The sequence below is a fragment of the Clostridium uliginosum genome (genome assembly GCF_900112485.1).
Taxonomy (GTDB): domain Bacteria; phylum Bacillota; class Clostridia; order Clostridiales; family Clostridiaceae; genus Clostridium; species Clostridium uliginosum.
This window is the reverse complement of record NZ_FOMG01000003.1, coordinates 112,110-129,934: the sequence shown is the minus strand read 5'-3', so window position 1 is coordinate 129,934 and position 17,825 is coordinate 112,110. Positions and strand designations below refer to the sequence as shown.

At 28.9% G+C, this 17,825-nt stretch carries 12 protein-coding genes; all 12 read right to left on the bottom strand.

Annotated elements, in window-relative coordinates; translation table 11 throughout:
- Positions 1–218 precede the first annotated feature (218 nt).
- The 12 genes from BM027_RS03390 to BM027_RS03335 all read right to left on the bottom strand — a co-directional run bounded on the left by BM027_RS03390 (position 219) and on the right by BM027_RS03335 (position 17,800).
- Positions 219–1,280 carry a ParB N-terminal domain-containing protein gene (locus tag BM027_RS03390; RefSeq protein ID WP_090088799.1) on the bottom strand — a complete coding sequence of 354 codons (1,062 nt, stop codon included), beginning with the start codon at positions 1,278–1,280 and terminating at the stop codon, positions 219–221.
- A 25-nt stretch (positions 1,281–1,305) separates the two neighbouring features.
- Positions 1,306–2,424, bottom strand: coding sequence for a ParB/RepB/Spo0J family partition protein (locus BM027_RS03385; RefSeq protein WP_090088798.1), 1,119 nt, complete (start codon positions 2,422–2,424; stop codon positions 1,306–1,308).
- Between the two features lie 194 nt (positions 2,425–2,618).
- Entirely contained in the window at positions 2,619–4,139 is a 1,521-nt protein-coding gene (locus tag BM027_RS03380; protein ID WP_090088796.1) for a Tn7-like element transposition protein TnsE, read from the bottom strand.
- A gap of 28 nt (positions 4,140–4,167) precedes the next feature.
- Positions 4,168–6,015, bottom strand: a complete 1,848-nt coding sequence (locus BM027_RS03375; RefSeq protein ID WP_090088794.1) for a TnsD family Tn7-like transposition protein — start codon at positions 6,013–6,015, stop codon at positions 4,168–4,170.
- A gap of 55 nt (positions 6,016–6,070) precedes the next feature.
- The gene (locus BM027_RS03370; RefSeq protein ID WP_090088793.1) at positions 6,071–7,762 is read right to left on the bottom strand and encodes an ATP-binding protein; all 1,692 of its coding nucleotides are present in this window, start codon (positions 7,760–7,762) and stop codon (positions 6,071–6,073) included.
- A complete protein-coding gene (locus BM027_RS03365; protein WP_090088791.1) occupies positions 7,743–9,905 on the bottom strand; it encodes a Mu transposase C-terminal domain-containing protein in 2,163 nt (720 codons plus the stop codon). The genes BM027_RS03370 and BM027_RS03365 overlap by 20 nt, the downstream gene beginning before the upstream one ends.
- Positions 9,902–10,741, bottom strand: a complete 840-nt coding sequence (locus tag BM027_RS03360) for a TnsA endonuclease N-terminal domain-containing protein (RefSeq protein ID WP_090088789.1) — start codon at positions 10,739–10,741, stop codon at positions 9,902–9,904. The genes BM027_RS03365 and BM027_RS03360 overlap by 4 nt, the downstream gene beginning before the upstream one ends.
- Before the next feature lie 251 nt (positions 10,742–10,992).
- Positions 10,993–12,819 carry a glutamine--fructose-6-phosphate transaminase (isomerizing) gene (glmS, locus tag BM027_RS03355; protein WP_090088787.1) on the bottom strand — a complete coding sequence of 609 codons (1,827 nt, stop codon included), beginning with the start codon at positions 12,817–12,819 and terminating at the stop codon, positions 10,993–10,995.
- A 729-nt stretch (positions 12,820–13,548) separates the two neighbouring features.
- The gene (locus tag BM027_RS03350; protein WP_090088785.1) at positions 13,549–14,856 is read right to left on the bottom strand and encodes a TolC family protein; all 1,308 of its coding nucleotides are present in this window, start codon (positions 14,854–14,856) and stop codon (positions 13,549–13,551) included.
- Positions 14,857–15,099: 243 nt separating this feature from the next.
- Positions 15,100–15,582: a MarR family winged helix-turn-helix transcriptional regulator gene (locus BM027_RS03345; RefSeq protein ID WP_090088784.1), complete on the bottom strand. Its 483-nt coding sequence runs from the start codon at positions 15,580–15,582 to the stop codon at positions 15,100–15,102.
- A 31-nt stretch (positions 15,583–15,613) separates the two neighbouring features.
- Positions 15,614–17,137 carry a DHA2 family efflux MFS transporter permease subunit gene (locus tag BM027_RS03340; RefSeq protein ID WP_090088782.1) on the bottom strand — a complete coding sequence of 508 codons (1,524 nt, stop codon included), beginning with the start codon at positions 17,135–17,137 and terminating at the stop codon, positions 15,614–15,616.
- 12 nt (positions 17,138–17,149) lie between these two features.
- Positions 17,150–17,800, bottom strand: coding sequence for an HlyD family secretion protein (locus BM027_RS03335; RefSeq protein ID WP_090088780.1), 651 nt, complete (start codon positions 17,798–17,800; stop codon positions 17,150–17,152).
- Between the last annotated feature and the right edge of the window lie 25 nt (positions 17,801–17,825).

Sequence of the window (17,825 nt, the reverse complement as noted above, 5' to 3'; positions counted from 1 at the left end):
ATTTAGCCTTCTATTGATTCATTTTGTATTTTTAATTTAATTGGTAATACTAAATACATATCTTTGAGTATTGCCAATCAATTATTTTTCATACCACTTTATATGATACTTCTCCTTGTTTTATCAAATCTCTTTTTAATTATTTATAATAGAAGTTAATAACTTTATTATATAAATTTTCAAAAATGAAATTTGCAAACTCATACTTACAATTTTACTTAGTTAATATTATCAGCAAAAAGATTAAAACTTTCATCATCAAAGAATACTATTAAACCTGTGAAGTGTTCTAATTGCATAGCTTTAATTACTGAATCAAATTGTTTTGCACTTGTTACATCAAGTCTCATATTATATTTCTTTTCTTGTACTAAATGAAGTCTATCTGCCTTTGCTATACAATGCACTTTATTCTTTCCTATTTCTAAGATGCCATCAGAATATTTTACTTTGGGCATGTCTATATTTTCTAATTTACTTTGAATATCTATTTCTTTTAACAAGTTTGCTCTATCCTGTTTATTATAATTATTATAATCTTCAGCATTCTCTGGCTTAGATAATTTATCAATGACTCTATTAAGCTGTGTTGATGATATTTTATCTTCTTCTAATTTTGTTATAATACCACGATTTTTCTTTTCCAACTCAGCAAGTTTTTGAACTAATTCTACTTTTTTGTTTGATAAATTATTAGTTCCTATTATCTTTTCAATTGGTGGTACAAATTTTTCAACATCTAATTGTGCCTTTTCTGCTAAGTGTTCAAATAATTCTCTATCACTTTTAGTTTCTGCAGCTTTAGACTGTAATTTTGCCCTATCTCTGGCTTCAATTTTCTCTTTATACTTCTCTATGTATTTTTTAGGATCAATCGCATAATCAGGATATCTTTTGAAATAAGCATCCTCTAATGACATTAATTCTTTAGCCATTTGATATGAAGTTAATACTTTTCTAATTATATCTTCTTCACCCTTAAAAATAGCATTTTTCAATTCCCTGTCTATTCTAGTTACTCCTTTATCATATGTCACAACTCTAGCTGGTATTTCTTGCTGACCTAATCCCTTGTATGCTTGAGTTCTATGATATCCTGCGATAAGTATTAAATCACCGTCTGGAGTTCTTTCAACATTTATAGGATTTAGCAAACCATTAGCTTCAATGCTCTCCATTAATGAATCTATTATTTCATTATTACGGTGTGTTCTATTTTCTATAATTATATCCTTTATTCTAATAACTTCATCTGTAATTTTAAAATCTCTTTTTCTCATTTTTATACTCCCATCATTGTTTATTTTAATAATTTATATACTTACTAAATATCATTGCATTAAGACAAATTATTGCAATCTTAACTTCTTGTCCAAATGTATTAATAACTTTGCTTACAATTTCAAACTCCGATTCATTATTAACATGAATAGTCATGAATCTATTACATACTTCAGGAAACTGTTTGGCATAAACAGTATCACAAATTAAAATATTATCTGTTTTTTCATAAGTACATTGTGGTTCTTCCAGATGAAGGCCCAGGTCTTTTTGATCATTTTCAACTTTGGAATCAATATATTCCGCTAAATACTCATTGGATATTTTCCCTTTTAACTCATTAGCAAACTCTACCGGATTAGTCAAATGATATTTTTCTTCTTTTTCTTTTCTTAATTTATTAAGAGAATCATTATAAAATTTATTTCTTTTTTTTACTAAAACTGTTTCTAAATCTTTTTCATCAACAAAATATTTATTTAACTCTTCAATATTATCTATATGAATTTTAGCACTTTCTTTAACTTGTTCTGTATCATTACCTCTAACTATTGTTCTTAATACTCTTGTGCTAATACCTAAGCTATCCGCTTTTTTTCCATACTTTTCATCTATGATAGAACCTATTCTTACTTTTTTAGCTATAGTACTAATGTCAAGTCCTGTTTTTTCTGCAGTATCCTTAGTAAAAGATTTAGGTAGTTCTTCATCAACAATCTCTGGGATTACTTTGCCACTTATTTTTCTTCTATTCTCTACTGTACTTTCTGTATATAATTTTTCATAAGCTATTTTTCTTTGGTATAACATATAGCTTTCCTCATAAGCATCACTTGAACGCCTAGTTAAATTTTCATCTACTTCTCTAATTACACATTTAGCCTTATCAAGTTCTAAATCTTCATATTCTCTAGGAAACACATTAGTAGGAATTGTTTCTTTTCCAAGTTGAACATAAGCCCTTAGTCTATGTTCCCCAGCTACTAATGTATATTCTCCATTGTCCTCCAATACTGTGATAGGATTAATTAGTCCCACTTGTTTAATAGATGCAACTATAGGCTCTATATGTTCTTGTTCTACTTCCCACAACCTAACATCAATTTTTATTTTATTAATTGGAATCTCTGTTATTATCATCATCCTCACATCCTATCTGACTGTTTTTATATTTATCTATAGTGTAATTTATCTCCTTCTGGTAATCTATTAACCTTAATCCTTTTTCATCCATCTAAATTTCGACTATATATAACTCTTTATCTAGTGATGTATAAAACTTCTCTTTTTTTCTCTTCTCCACGTGTCATCTATTAAGTTATTATAAAATATACTTATTATCTTAGTTTATCATATATATAACTTGTTTTTTCATAAGCACTTCTTTTTATGTGTTTATTTCGTATTACTAAAACTCCCATTTTTTCTATTTGATCTATTTTTTTATTATCCCATTTACCACTTTCATTAACTAATCCCAGTATTAGTATACTACAAACTCTTTTCCAGTTCATCAATTTATTTGCTTTTAATAGAAGCATTGACAAAGCCTTATCTTCTCTTTCTATCTCAATTAAACATTTTTCACTTTCATCAATCATAGTAATCTTTCCTATAGCATATTTTCTCCTTGTTATTGCATCATTTAATTTTGAAAATTTTTTCCCTTCTGGAAGATTATCCATTATTATATCTACTATTTTTATAGTTTGTCTCTTTTCTAATAACTTTAATACTTCTATAAATTCTTGAAGCTCACCTCCTACTTTAATTTCAGCTAAATTTCTAAACTCTAATCCTCTAACAAGATCTTCTCCACCAGTATCTGCAGTAGTTCTAAGGTTATTACTATCCAAAACATATGTTTTAGTGTTCTTATCTTCAGTACTTCTTCTAATTTTCCTACCAGTTTTCTTCTTATTTATTTTAGGAATTCTTTCATATTCATGACTAATCATAAATGTATTTATTTCATCTGATTCTTTTGTAGATCCATCTGTATCTGAATCTAATTCTCTATCACCTTTCCCATTATTACTAATATATTTTCGTTTTTTTGTATCATTTGAAGATATTGATTCTTCTAAACTTGGATGGAATACATTTATTTCTTCAGCATTAATCTCCTTTTTATTAAGAGCTATTATTTCTAATATCCTTATAAATTTATCTTTCTTTTCAACTCTTGCCCTTATGTTAAATCTATCAAGCAAAAAATCAAATTTCAATTTATCCATTTCCCATACGTCTTGTCCAACACTATTGAACATTCGTAACACTGATATATTGGTGAGTATCCACGCTAAATGATTTATCTTTTCACTTTTTAGAAGTTTAGGTTCATATTCAGAAGTAAAATGAATATCTAGCTTCCCATCTTTCATTTCATATGTAAAATAACTTTCGAAAGTATCCATTTCCAATATCCTATTTAGCACAAATTTATTAGGTGCTAAAACTGCTCTAATAACTTCAACTATAGGTATAGTGTATAACACTCCATTCTTTAAAAAGTTGAACGTCTTTGATTTTGTTTTTTCCTTAAAACCAGTACCCCAAATCTCCCAATCTTTTTCTTTATATTCAGCCTTTATTCCATTAAGATTTATGTCAATAACCTCAGCATTTTGAATTGTTTCTCCTTTATTCAAATTACCATCCGTGTAGTATTTTTCTACAGATAAGAAATGGATACTAGCCCAATCCAATATAATCCTTCTTTTTGCACTAGCACCCTTAAAATATGCATGAACCATCCACTTATTATTTTGTTTAAAAGGCTCTCCAATCCATGTTAGCTTTACTTTTTCACCTTTCCCAAACGGCCAATTCTTTATTATTACGGCTTCCTTACTCATACATCCCCCTGTTACTTTATGAACCAATTTACTCCCAATACAATACTTTTATTTTTTCAAAAGCTTCACTTCTAATTCCAGCAATTCTTTGTATTTCCCACCTCTTTATTGGTTCACCTTTATCTATTTTATTTATAATTATCTTTTTACATCTTCTAATTTGAAAATCTTCAACAGTTTCAATTATTTCATTTAGATATCTTTCAGTATTAGGTAATTTATCAATATTCTTTTCTAGTGCTGTAAGTATCCCCAATTCTCTACCTATAATGGATTTTGTTATTCTTATAGGTTTATCTCTATCCATTAATTCTTCATACTTATTTTTTATAATAAATAAAAGCTTATTATCTCTCTTATTCCAATCCACTAAAGCATGAGGCTTAATTTTTTTAGTTTGTATTGGAAGTTTGTTATAAAGCCATTTTTTATCATTTCTATAGATAAAAATATATTCTTTTTTGCACATACTTCTAATTTCAGTTCTTGTCGCAGTAGGATTACTTGAAATATTACTTAATATACAATTTTTATAATCCTTTAATTTATCAGTTTCATCAGCAGCTTTCTTATCATTTATATATCTACTATTATTTTTAAACATATTTGTTCCTAATATAAAATCAAACTTTAATATAGTCTTAGGATCACAACTCATAAGTCTCGCTAACTCTACTAATCCATATTTATTTTCTTTTAAATATGTTTTCAATTTATGCTCCCAAACCCCTCCAAATGTTTTTATTCTTCCTATTCTATATCTATCACTACTTTTTTTATCAGGCCCTTTTCTGGAATATACGAAACCACAATCACAACTGAAAGTACCAACAGGCAATCTAGTTTTATAATCAGCTGTTATCTTTAAATTATCTATTACATCCTTTCTATAATGTTTTGCCACTTTATTTAAACACGGCCAAAATCCTTTCCCGAATGGATTATAATGCTCCCTTGTATCATCAAAAAATTCACCAATATTCCCTGACAAAAAATTTATCAATAATAGGTGCCTTACTGGATGAACTGTTCTTTTTACATCTCTAGTTATTACCCTAAGCCAATTATATTCATCATCATTGTCTATACTGGAATCCATAACGTTCAGTAACGCTTCTCCATAGTAATTTATAAATTCTTCATAAAGTTCCCTTTGTTTTATTCGGTTACCTGAAGTAGTTAAGCCTTTTTCATTAAGAAGATTTTTATATTTTTCTAGAATAGATTTTTTATCAGTGCTTATAGTACCGCATTGCAATAAATAGTAGGCATCCTTGGAAATTTTTAACATAATATCATAATTCTTATCAATCTTAGTTTCTCTTTTAAAATCAATAAACCGCTTGTCAAGCCTAATAAATTCAAGTCTACTTACATCGTTTTTGACTATATCATATTTTTTCAAAAGTTCTCCATGATGTGGACATAGAAAAATTCCTTGCAGTTGATGCTCACGGTGGATATAAGCCTCACCATTTTTATCTACATCAGCTTTAATACAAATAGGGCAGTAATAAATACCTTTTTTCTTGCACACACTACCTGCTGTAATACCAATTTCATTATAAATTCCACTGCAATCCTTATATTTAATCTTTTCAATAATTTCATCTCGTCTTTGAATTGGAAGAAACGGAATATAATACGGTAAAATAGTATGATTTTTTATTAAATAATCTGCTGTATACTTTCCACTAATATTCTTCGCTAATTGATCTATAGGGCTACCTATTTCAAGCGAGGGCACAATGGTTCTTTTCCCAAAGCATTCTTCAATAGTATCCTTATAATCTATATTCCCAGTATAGAAGTGATATCTTGAAACCGCAGAATAAATAAGTTCATCTTTATATGGATCGGTAAAAAAATGTATCATTAATACTAGTCCTTTCCTTTACATTTTCAACCTCACTCCCCCAATTTAAATAAGCTTATTTTACATTTAAAAATTCATCTATTGGATTTTTAATATATCCATTCTTTTTTAGTACATCATATGGATGCACGTTATCATTTCTTGCTTTTTCATATAGCGCTATTAACTCTTGATTTTTAGTTTCTATTTTTTCAAGTTTATCTCTGCTTTGTTTTTCCTTTTCTTCTTGTTCCAAAGCCTTTTGTAAAGCTAAAATTTTCAGGCTACTGTATTCCTCATTAATGCTAGCTTTATTAACTGTTGTCTCACATATTTTTTTAATATCTACATCATCAAGTTTTTTAAATAAATCCATTGATTTTAAATCAAAGATAAGATTTTCCACAGTACTTCTTCTCATTAAATCTATGGATTTTTTTCTTTCATTAAATGCTTCCTTAACCCTTCCGTTAAGTTCCATGTCACTTTTATAATTTATTGCTATATCATCCAAGTTAATAGATATATCCTCATATTTTATTATTTCTGAAATATTATTATTTCTAAGTGCTTTAATCATCGGTTGAATCATATTTAGATCTTCTTTTGCTGTAGCTCTTATAACACCAACTGAAATTTTTTCTTTTCCCTTAGCTAATGCTCTTTCTTGAGCGAGTATATATAAATTAACTGCAACTGCTGTAATACCCTGACATTCATCATAAAACGCTTCTTTAATTTCCCTAGATAGTTTAGTTTCTTCCTGTAAACATTGAAAATCCCACAATGTTTCTAAAAAGAAAGTCCATTCTTCACTATCCTTTGGCATCCTATCCCATATTATAGCTCCTTCGCTTGCTGCTCTCCTAGCTTGCCTAAAGTTACCATTAAACACCTGTTGAGCCTTACTGGTGCCTATTAGAACTGTTGGTATTCCTACCGTGTTACTTAACGTAACAAAGAAATTAAGCATTTCTTCCATGTCATTTTTAGCATTTAATAAATGTTGAATCTCATCAATTACTAGAACACCTATGCCATACATACTTGCTAAAGTTGTCATATGAAGCATCATTGTTGAAGTTATTCTATTAGCATAGCCAAACTTCTCCAAATATCTAGTACCTAATAAATCATCAATTGCTTTAAAAAAACTTTTACATAGAGTTGCTAGACTGCCGTCGTAAGGGCAATCTATCTTCAGCCACACTATCTGAGTTCTACTAAAATATTGCCCTTCATATTCTTCATGTTTTATTATTTGAGGATACATTAATAAAAGCCTTTCTATAGCTGTAGTTTTTCCAATACCCGAGATTCCTATAACAGATAGGCTGTCTGCTGTTGATCTAATATGGCTCATTCTTTCATTAACAACCTTATTCTCTGCTACTTCATCTCTTAGCTCATTCAGTATTTTTAAGCGTTCTAAAAAAGCTTTATCTATTGGATTTCTAGCTAAATATCCCCTTCTTATCAATGCTGATAATCTTCTTTCTAAAATAATATGAATCGGCAAAGGTTGAACGAAATTTTTAGCTCTTTTTATTATATGGTATCTTATATTTGAGGCTTTAACTCTATCTTCATCACTTATTTCAGGAAATAAAGTGAATTTATCTACTACATCTTCTTCAGTAAAAATATTAGGTAATGCTTCGATGAATGGATTGTTTTTATATTCGTCAATCTCTTGTATTTTATAATTAGCTCTTTCACATTCACCTTTTAAAATACTTATTACTTCATTATTTTTCACGTCTTTCATCTCTTTTCTTTTTTAGCAATTCCATTATTCTATTATCACCTGATGCTTCTTTTTTAACTACTTCATCATTTCTATTTGGTAATTCTATTATTTCAGCACCACTATTGGAAGCATTTTTTTCTTCACCAATTTTAAAAGCTTCTGTTTCTCTATTCATTTCTTTTTCAATAATTCTGTTCCGTCTTATACCTTTGAGCTGTTTATTTTTACTTTCCTCAAAAGCTATTTCCTTTGCTTTTTCTATTCCAGACTCCTTAACTATTTTTTCTATTTCTTTCTCTAAATCAATATTACTTTGATTTTGTTCTCTTAAATTTTTCTCTTTTAATTCAGCTAATAATTCCTGATTAAAAATTATTTCTTCTAGTAGGCAATTTTTATATTGATTGCAGGTCTCCAATAAATAACATTCCTCGTAGCCTAATCCATTGTCATGTGGAATATATATTTCGTTAACATTTCTAGGATCATATACAATATCAATACTTCTAGCCGTAGGCTTTATAAACCATTGTTGACTAATAGCTTTATTAGAACTATACGATAATCCCTTAAATTTAATTCCGACCCTTGAAACACTTGCTTTTCCCCTTGGAAGAATGTTTAATCTTAATACATCTCTATCAACGGTCTTTAATCTACCTTTTTTGTTTTCAATTCCCCACTTCCAAAGTTGAATCGGTATTGGCAGTATATCATCTTCTAGCATTTCTTTTTCAACAGGATATTTTTCTATAAGGCTCTTATTATGATGCAAGACAATATTTATGTATACTCTTGTGAACGCTTCAAGGGTTAACGTTGCATCTAATCTATAATCTTTATCCCCTCTTTTTCTAAATTCCTTTTGTATAGCACCAGGCGTTTTATGCTTTACTTTAGTATTTAAAGTTCTAAAATTCCTTTCAACTATACCTTTTAAATCGCCACGATAAGGGGAAGTATTTTCTATTTTCACGTTTAAATTATTAATTAGATTTTCAGGCGAATATCCTTCAAATTCACCACGATCAGCTATTATAATATCTGGTAAATGTTTTGACGGCCATTGTTCTTCAGTAATTTCTATTCCGTACGACTTACAAAACTCAACCTTATCAGCAATCATATTATCTAATGCCATCATAGCTCCAAGCCAAGATGGTCCTTCTAATCCAACATAAATTCCAGTAATTAATCTAGAATATACATCTATTATTGCGTACACAATCGGCCTACCTATAATTCTTTTTGTGTTTAAAGAACTTACTAAATATATGTCCGCTGGGGTTGCATCAATTTGAAATCTTGTTCCTGGCCCATCTGTTTCAATTGTAGAATTACTTAGTAATGGTCTATGTTTTAAATTAAATTCCTTGTCACTATCTCTTAGCACAATATCCTTTTTAACATCTTCAAATTTCTTAAACCAATAATAAAATTGATTATATTTAGGTATTCTCTCATTATCCCAAACTATATGTTTGATTTCATTATTCTCTCTATATACATCTGAATAGAAGTCTCTAAGCATTAGAGTGTATGTTTCTTTTAAAGATATCTTTTTACTATTTCTATAATACTTATTAATAACAAATTGAACATGCTTTTTCACATCATCAGTTATATTAATTCCTTCTATAGAATCTCCTAAATAATCTACTTTTGCTGGTCTTCCTACTTTTAAATCAGATAGTTTTTTTTCTTTTCCTTTACCTCCAGAATTTATATAATCAGGTAGTAAAGCATTTTTATTCATTCCCCTTTGCCAATACCTACTAAATATTTTTTTTACTTTTGTCAAACTAAGCCCTGAAGTATTAGCTATTTCCATAAGTTTATTTTCCCTATGACTTTTTTCTAAGAGTTCATATTCATTTGTTTGCCAATACTTTTCAATAAACTCCCAAGCTGCATTTCTTTTATTAATCTGTAGTTCTGAGAGTTCTTTTTCATTAATTATTCTAGAAAAGGGATCTTTAATAGCTATTAATTTTTCTCCATCAATTTCTTCTTCAATAGTTGTTAATAATTCTTTTCTAGGCATTGATGTTACTGCATCAATATTTACTATGTACACATAAAATTCAATAACATTAATAATCCTTATTCTTTCTCCATTTTCATTATCTACACGTTTGAAAACTGAATTGATGGATATCATATTGCTTCCACCTTCTTAATTGATTTTTCTATTATACTTATACTGGATATAGCCTTATTAACGTTAATTTTTTCTGTTATGTCAATTTCAATAATTTTATTTATTATTAAATACTTAAATATACAAAGACTACTTCCTTTTTCCAAACACATTTCATTGTCGAACTCATTACATATACTTCTCATAGCTTCAGTATTATCAATTATTCTTCTCATAAATTCATATATTAAATCTTTTAAATCACTAGCTTTAATATCATTAAAACTATCTATCGCACCTATATCTTTATAACTATGAACTAAGCTTATGTTGTTTGCTATGACCTTATCTATTTCTTCATCAGTAACTATCCCCCAGTTAATACCTTTCTTCTCCCAATACTGTCTCTCAATCTCAAATTTTTCTGATATTCTTTTATTAATAAGATCCTCCTTAGATTTTATTGTTCTAGCTACTTCATAAAACTCATTGTTATAATTTATAGTTACTAAAAAATCTGTAGTCATAACAATATATTCTCCTGTTTCAGGGTGTTTAGGATGCTCTACACCTAACTCCTTAGCAATAAGAAGTGTATCTTCAATAGGAAGCAGTGGAAACTGTTCTCTTATATCTTGAACCGTGTCTGAGTACTCTAAAAAGAAAAAATAATTTCTTTCCATATCTGACAATAGTTCATGCTGCCTTCCTGTTTTAATTCCTCTTATTCTACTTGATCTACCTAAAGAAGGTACATCCTGAATTTTAATCCATGGCTTATATTTATCTCCTTTTCCTGTACCTATTCCATCCTTAATCATTTTAGCTACATCTAAATTTCTTTTTCTTTTTGCCATTCACTTCACCTCCATTAATAAAGTAAAAAACTGCACACTCTCACCTTAAATGAGAATGTGCAGTTTTTTTACATTCTTATATTTTTTTAATTTTTCCATACTACATTCTCTAAAATATAGCATATCCATAATAAATATTTCGATTCAACTTTTTTATAAATAGTTAAACTTTTTTCAAAACGGTTAAAGTTTTTTATAAACGGTTGAACTTTTTTATAAAGTTACAACAACTGTAATATTTTTAGCTTTCCTTATTCTACAGTAACTGATTTAGCTAAATTTCTTGGCTTGTCTATATCGCATCCCTTTTCTTTAGCTGTATAATATGCCAATAATTGAAGTACTGTTACTCCTAATATTGGTCCAAACATGCCTAAAGTTTTTGGAATATATAACACTTCATCCATTACTTCTTCTACGCCTTTAGTGCCTTCATAGCAAATACCTATAACATGAGCACCTCTTGCTTTAATTTCTATTATATTACTTAGCATTTTTTCTTTTAAATCGTCTTGAGTAAACGGAGTTATTACTTTTGTTCCTTCTTCAATTAATGCTATAGGGCCATGTTTTAATTCTCCGCCAGCATAAGCATCTGCATGAATATAAGTTATTTCTTTAAGTTTAAGTGCTCCTTCTAATGCTAATGCATAATCTAATCCTCTACCTAAATAGAATACATCATTTTCTTTGTATATCTTTTTTGCTACTTCCTTAACTTTAGCTTTATCTTCTAACACCAACTCTACTTTTTCAGGTAAATCTAATAATTCCTCTTTTAACTTATCTAATTCTTTTGATGTTAATGTTCCTTTAGTTTCTGCAAAGTTCATAGCTAACATATACATTCCAATAACTTGTGTTACATAAGCTTTTGTTGATGCAACTGAAATTTCTGGACCTGCTAATGTATAAAGCACATGATCAGCTTCTCTTGAAACTGTACTTCCAACTACATTAGTTAATGCAACAATTTTTGCACCTATCTTCTTACTATTTCTTAATGCTGCTAAAGTATCTGCTGTTTCCCCTGATTGGCTTACAACAATAACTAAAGATTTATCTGTAACTAATGGATTTCTATATCTAAATTCTGAAGCAATATCTACTTCAACTGGAATTTTAGCTAATGATTCTATTACATGTTTACCTACAAGACCAGCATGATATGCTGTACCACAAGCAACTATAAATACTCTATCTATATTTTCTAAATCTTCTTTTGAAAGCTTAAGATCATCTAGACAAATACTATGATCCATTGATACTCTTGAAGTCATAGTATCTCTAATTGCTTTTGGTTGTTCATGGACTTCCTTTAACATAAAATCGTCAAATCCGCCTTTTTCAGCTGCATCTTCATTCCATGTAACATGATATACTTCTTTACTAATTGATTTTCCATCTTCAGTGAAAAGTTTAACTCCTGAATTTGTAATTATAGCAATTTCTCCATCTTCTAAAAGATAAACATCTCTTGTATAATTTAATACTGCTGGAATATCTGATGCAATAAAAAATTGATCTTCTCCAAGTCCTACTATTAGTGGACTATCTTTTCTTACTGCTATTAACTTATCTGGTTCATTTTTTGAAAGTACACCTATAGCATAACTTCCTTCTAATCTTTTAATAGCTTTTTTAACTGCTTCAAATAAATCTCCATGATAATAATAATCTATAAGATTTGGAATTACTTCAGTATCAGTTTCTGATTTAAAAGTATATCCTTCTCCTTTAAGCCATTCTCTAAGTTCTAAATAATTTTCAATAATTCCATTATGAACTACTGCAATTGTTTCTTCAGAATTTAAATGAGGGTGAGAGTTCATATCTGATGGTGCTCCATGAGTTGCCCATCTAGTATGACCTATTCCTATATTTCCTTTAATAGGGCTTGTTTGAATGTTACTAGCTAAATTAGCAAGACGTCCTTTAAACTTTCTTACTGTAAGGTCTCCACCTTCAATAACTGCAACTCCTGCTGAGTCATATCCTCTATATTCTAATTTTGACAATCCACTAACTAAAAAAGATGTGGCTGTTCCTTTTCCTACATATCCAACTATTCCGCACATATTAAATCTTCCTTCCTTATTTTAAGTGAGAATCCAAATTTCATATTTGGTTCTTCAAATTACCCAATAAACTCATATAAATTGGGTTTCCTTAAAGATTATTTTTATTACTTCTATTTAGGATTTTGTCCTAACTTTGTAAAATATAAAAGGGCATAATAATCTTAGGACCTAAAAACCTATAATTTTTGAAGGTTTTAACACCAAACTGGATTTGTACTATAAATTACTTCATAGCTTTGCCAGCTGTTAACGGTAGTGCAAATACCGTGGGGCACCCGCCGAAGTTTCGATAACTCCCCAACCTCGTCAACTTAAGTGAGAACCTAAATCTTGTATTTAGTCGTTCGAACTTACTCAGCGAACAAATGTGAGTCGAGTTTCCGTTTAAAAACTTTACTCACATAATTCTAAAACACAAGTTAATTAATTTCTACTTAAGTTCTGGCGCTTTTTTAATATCATCACATATTTTCTTACTTATACTATCACCTCTTTATTCATTTATTTCATACCCCTGGATATATTTTATCATATAATTTTTTTTTGTCTACAATATATAATATAGATTTAATCTTAAAATTCCACATTTTTATTTTTTCTTATATCTTTGCAACCTATTTATATAAATGTTTAATAATCTATTAACTAAATAGAACTACGAAAAATAGTAGCTCTTAAAATTAATTATTAGCTACTACTTCATTTAATCCATTATATTTTTTACTATTATGAAAATGTAATCCAAGGTTTTTGAATTTGTTCTTTTAAAGTATTATAGCTCTCAATTGTACTTCTTAATTGAATATCTAAATTTTCACTGTTTAAAACTTGAGTATCGTAATCTGATTTAGTTAACATTCCTAAATCGTATTTAAGTTTTGCATTGCTGAGTTGTTTATTTGTAAGTTCTATATTTTTTGTTAACCAATTAATATTGTCTTCTGTAGTAAGGAGATTTGTGTATAAAGTTTTTAGTGACTCTTTGAATTTTTTCTTAGTTTCGTTTAAATTTGTTTCGCCTTCATATGTTCCTAATTTTGCTTTTAAGTATGATAATCTTGCGGATAATTGTCCTGCATAAATTTGTTTTTGAGAATTATAAATATTTAATTTTTGGGTATATTCGCTATAATCATCTAACATTTTATTATAATCACCATTATAGCTATTAAAGTCTGGTTTTTGAGGAATAGGAACATTATCTTCTTTTGGGTTATCTACTTTATTATCTTTATCATTATAATAATCCTTATTGAGTTTAATTAACTGCTCATTATACTTTAAATAATTCTCTATAACATTATCTAAATATTCATCCACTGAACCGTCTATCTTAAATGTATCATATTTTATATCTTGCTCTAAAGCATACTTTGTTACATCTTTTCCTGTTAAAACTTTAAAACTATCTTGTGCATCTTTTAATGCATTCTCTTGAGATTTCTTTTGGTTTTGTAAATTTTCTATGTTAAGCTGAGTAGTTTGTAAATCAATTGTTGTTACCATCTCAAGCTGATTTTTTAATTTTGTATTATTTAAATCTCTAGTTTTTATTTCTAATTCCTTTTGTGCTTTTGCTATTTTCTTTTGGTTTATAACAATATCATTATAAGCTTTAGTTGTCTTTTGTATTAGCTTGTCTTCTTCAAAATTTCTTTGTTGTTTTAGTTGTTTTAAATTAATATCACGAGTATCTTGATTAAGATCTTTTTCATTATCACTTTTCCCTTTAGGATTAGTGGCAGATGGTTGATCATCAAGTTCTTCATTAAGATCATCAAATTTAGATTGATAACTTATTTTTTTATCATATAGTGATAATACTGCACTGTTGTTTATTGCTTCTTTTATTGCATCATTTAATGTAAAAACTCCGTTTTCTGCACTATTTGATTTAGCATCTATAACTGTCTGTATACTTACCTTAGTGCTAGTAGATTGTCCATTTTCATCTGCAAATACTGGCATAATGCTTCCACTCATAACACTTACTCCAATTGCAAAAGCAACTAACTTATTTATGTTCTTCCTCATATATATTCACCTCTTCACCAAATTTTATCTTAATCATATTATATAAAGTAACACTCCAGGCATATTACATATATTTTGTTTCCGACAGGGAAGTAAGATTAATCTCATTGCATGTTGTTATTTAATCTTACTGATAAAGTGTGACACGAAATAGGTTAACATATTCATTTGTTATTTTTTAACATGTCTTCTTATTACTTAAATGGACTATTTTAAATTTAATTAATGGTAAAAATTTTACTTTTAATTATCTTGGTTTAACAATAAATTAAATTGCCTTAATCCATAGATGATTTTCTCTACTTCTGCTGGATCCATGTTTTTTATATTATTAGATATTAATCCAGAAACAAAAGTCTTCTTCATATTACATATATCATTGTTTTTTTTAAATTCTTCGGAAATTGATAACTTTACAATCCTACGGTTATCTTTAGGTATTTCTCTAATTACAACACCTTGATTAGTCAAACGATCTACTATACCAGAAACTGTACTTTTTGTTAACTGCATATAATCACTTAACTCATTAAGCGTTATTGATGGTCTTTCGTACAAATGAAATATGACTACAAGTTGAGGCGTCGTAAACCCATATCGTTTTGCAATTTCTACAAATCTACTATTAAGAGTCTTTTTAATATTTTTAAATATGTCAATTATCTCATCTGCTTGTTTTAGAGCTAATTCATTATTCAAATCTGGTAAATTATCCTTAAGATTCATTTTCTTCACCTTCCTAATTTAATTTTGGGAATTATTTTCTAGATCTCATAAATAAAGTTAAAATTATAGCTACAAGTACTGCAATAACAGTCATCATGACAGCATATGCCATAGCATCTATAGTTGCTTGACCTTGCACCATTTTCATTAATTGAGAAATAGCTGAAGCTTTAGCAACACTTTGTGATTGGCCTGAATGAATATATACTTTTGTTAATGTACTTATTGTATCAGTAGCTGTCTTATTATAAACATTTATTTGTTCTGATAGTTTCGAATAGTTATAGTTAGTTCTTCCTTGCATTATTGTAGACATTATAGTTACGGCAAGTGCACCTGATATTTGCCTAATGGTATTATTAAGTGCTGAAGCTCTTCCAACTAATTCTGTTTTTACTGCATTCATTCCTGCTGTACTAATTGGCATCATAGCAAGCCCTAACCCTATTGACCTCATGCAAGTAATAACTATTATATATTCTTTACTTGAATTCATATTTATACCATTTGCAAGTGCATAAGAGCTTATAGCTAATATTATAAGTCCAGGTATTACAAGTGGTTTTGCTCCCACTTTATCAAAAGCACTACCACTTATTGGCATCATAACCCCTACTACCAGTGCAGAGGGAAGCATAATAATTCCTGTTTGCATAGCTGTATATCCTCTTATGCTTTGCAAAAATAATGGTAATATATAGGCACCTCCCATAAGTGCCAAAGTTAAAACACTGGTTATTATTAAACTTATACTAAAGTCAAATAATTTAAGAACTCGTAAATCTAGTAAAGGATCTGGATGGGTAAGCTCATTTACTATAAATAGCACAAGACTTAAACAACCAAAAGTCATTAGTATTGGATTTTTTATATCACTCCAATCAACTGAAGAACCTTCACCAAGAACATATAATATACTTACTATAGCAATTGTAGAAGATAAAAAACCTATTATATCAAAAGATTTAAATGGTTTTCTTTGAACACCTTTTAATAAAAATCCAGCCATTACTACACCTAGTATACCTATAGGAACATTGACTGTAAAAATAAGTCTCCAGTCCATCTTTTCAATAATATATCCACCTAAAGTTGGTCCTATAGCAGGTGCTGCCATAGCTGCTATTCCCCAAAACCCAAGAGCTAGTCCTATCTTTTCTCTAGGAAATACTTGGTATATTATTGACATTCCTACTGGCATTATCATACCACCACCAAGAGCTTGAATTACACGAAATGTTATCATAGTTGCACCACTCCATGAAAATCCACATAGTAATGAACCTATTGTAAACATTGCTAATGCAAACATATATATTCTCTTAGCACCAAAAACATCTTGAAGATATCCTGTTAATGGTATAATAGCTCCAAGTGTTAATGTATAGCATGTTAATATCCACTTTGCATCATCTAACGGCATACCAAAAACAGCCATCATCTTAGGAAGAGCAATGTTAACTATACTACTATCCAGTATAGACATAAAGGTGCCTATTACTACTACAAATAATGCTAACCAACTGGCTAGTAATCCATTTTTATTCTCTTCCATCATACCACCTCATTACTTAACATGAATCTTAATAACAGCATTGGTTCCTGGAAGCATCTTATTGTCAAAATGATCAAGTTCAATTTTTATAGGTATTCTTTGAACTACTTTTGTAAATGTACCACTAGTTGATGGTAACAATGATAAAGCAGAATTGGTTACTTCTCCTATTGATTTAATTTTTCCAGTAAACTTTTGTGAATCATATTGATCTATAGTGATATCAACTGTTTCATTAGCTCTTATCTTTCCAAGTTTTGTTTCTTCTATATTAGCGGTTATGTAAAGTTTATTAGGATCTATTAAAGTCACTAAAGTTTGACCTGTTGACCAAAGTTCCCCTATTGTTCCTTGTTTCTTGACAACTATACCATTAATAGGTGCCCTTACTAAGGATTGATCTATACTTGAATCAGGAAGATTATTCATTTCTTGACGAGCTAATATTTGATTTTTTGTAACTACATCGCCGTCCTCTACATTGAGCTCTAATAATTTTCCTGAAATTTGTGGAGTTACATTAACTAAATCTGCACTAACCCTTGCATCATCAGTTGAAACATAATAAGTATTCTCATACCAATAATAAAATACTATTCCCCCTAATGCTACTGCAATTGTAATTAAAATTCCAATAATTAATATTTTACGTTTTCCATTCATATTAAAGTCACCTCTTTCCTTATTT

Excerpts from the sequence above, each read along its gene's own strand:
- BM027_RS03340 (WP_090088782.1), bottom strand. The coding sequence starts at position 17,137 with ATGGAAGAGAATAAAAATGGATTACTAGCCAGTTGGTTAGCATTATTT.
- BM027_RS03365 (WP_090088791.1), bottom strand. The coding sequence starts at position 9,905 with ATGATATCCATCAATTCAGTTTTCAAACGTGTAGATAATGAAAATGGA.
- BM027_RS03390 (WP_090088799.1), bottom strand. The coding sequence starts at position 1,280 with ATGAGAAAAAGAGATTTTAAAATTACAGATGAAGTTATTAGAATAAAG.
- BM027_RS03385 (WP_090088798.1), bottom strand. The coding sequence starts at position 2,424 with ATGATGATAATAACAGAGATTCCAATTAATAAAATAAAAATTGATGTT.
- BM027_RS03360 (WP_090088789.1), bottom strand. The coding sequence starts at position 10,741 with ATGGCAAAAAGAAAAAGAAATTTAGATGTAGCTAAAATGATTAAGGAT.
- glmS (WP_090088787.1), bottom strand. The coding sequence starts at position 12,819 with ATGTGCGGAATAGTTGGATATGTAGGAAAAGGAACAGCCACATCTTTT.
- BM027_RS03375 (WP_090088794.1), bottom strand. The coding sequence starts at position 6,015 with ATGATACATTTTTTTACCGATCCATATAAAGATGAACTTATTTATTCT.
- BM027_RS03335 (WP_090088780.1), bottom strand. The coding sequence starts at position 17,800 with ATGAATGGAAAACGTAAAATATTAATTATTGGAATTTTAATTACAATT.
- BM027_RS03350 (WP_090088785.1), bottom strand. The coding sequence starts at position 14,856 with ATGAGGAAGAACATAAATAAGTTAGTTGCTTTTGCAATTGGAGTAAGT.
- BM027_RS03345 (WP_090088784.1), bottom strand. The coding sequence starts at position 15,582 with ATGAATCTTAAGGATAATTTACCAGATTTGAATAATGAATTAGCTCTA.
- BM027_RS03370 (WP_090088793.1), bottom strand. The coding sequence starts at position 7,762 with ATGAAAGACGTGAAAAATAATGAAGTAATAAGTATTTTAAAAGGTGAA.
- BM027_RS03380 (WP_090088796.1), bottom strand. The coding sequence starts at position 4,139 with ATGAGTAAGGAAGCCGTAATAATAAAGAATTGGCCGTTTGGGAAAGGT.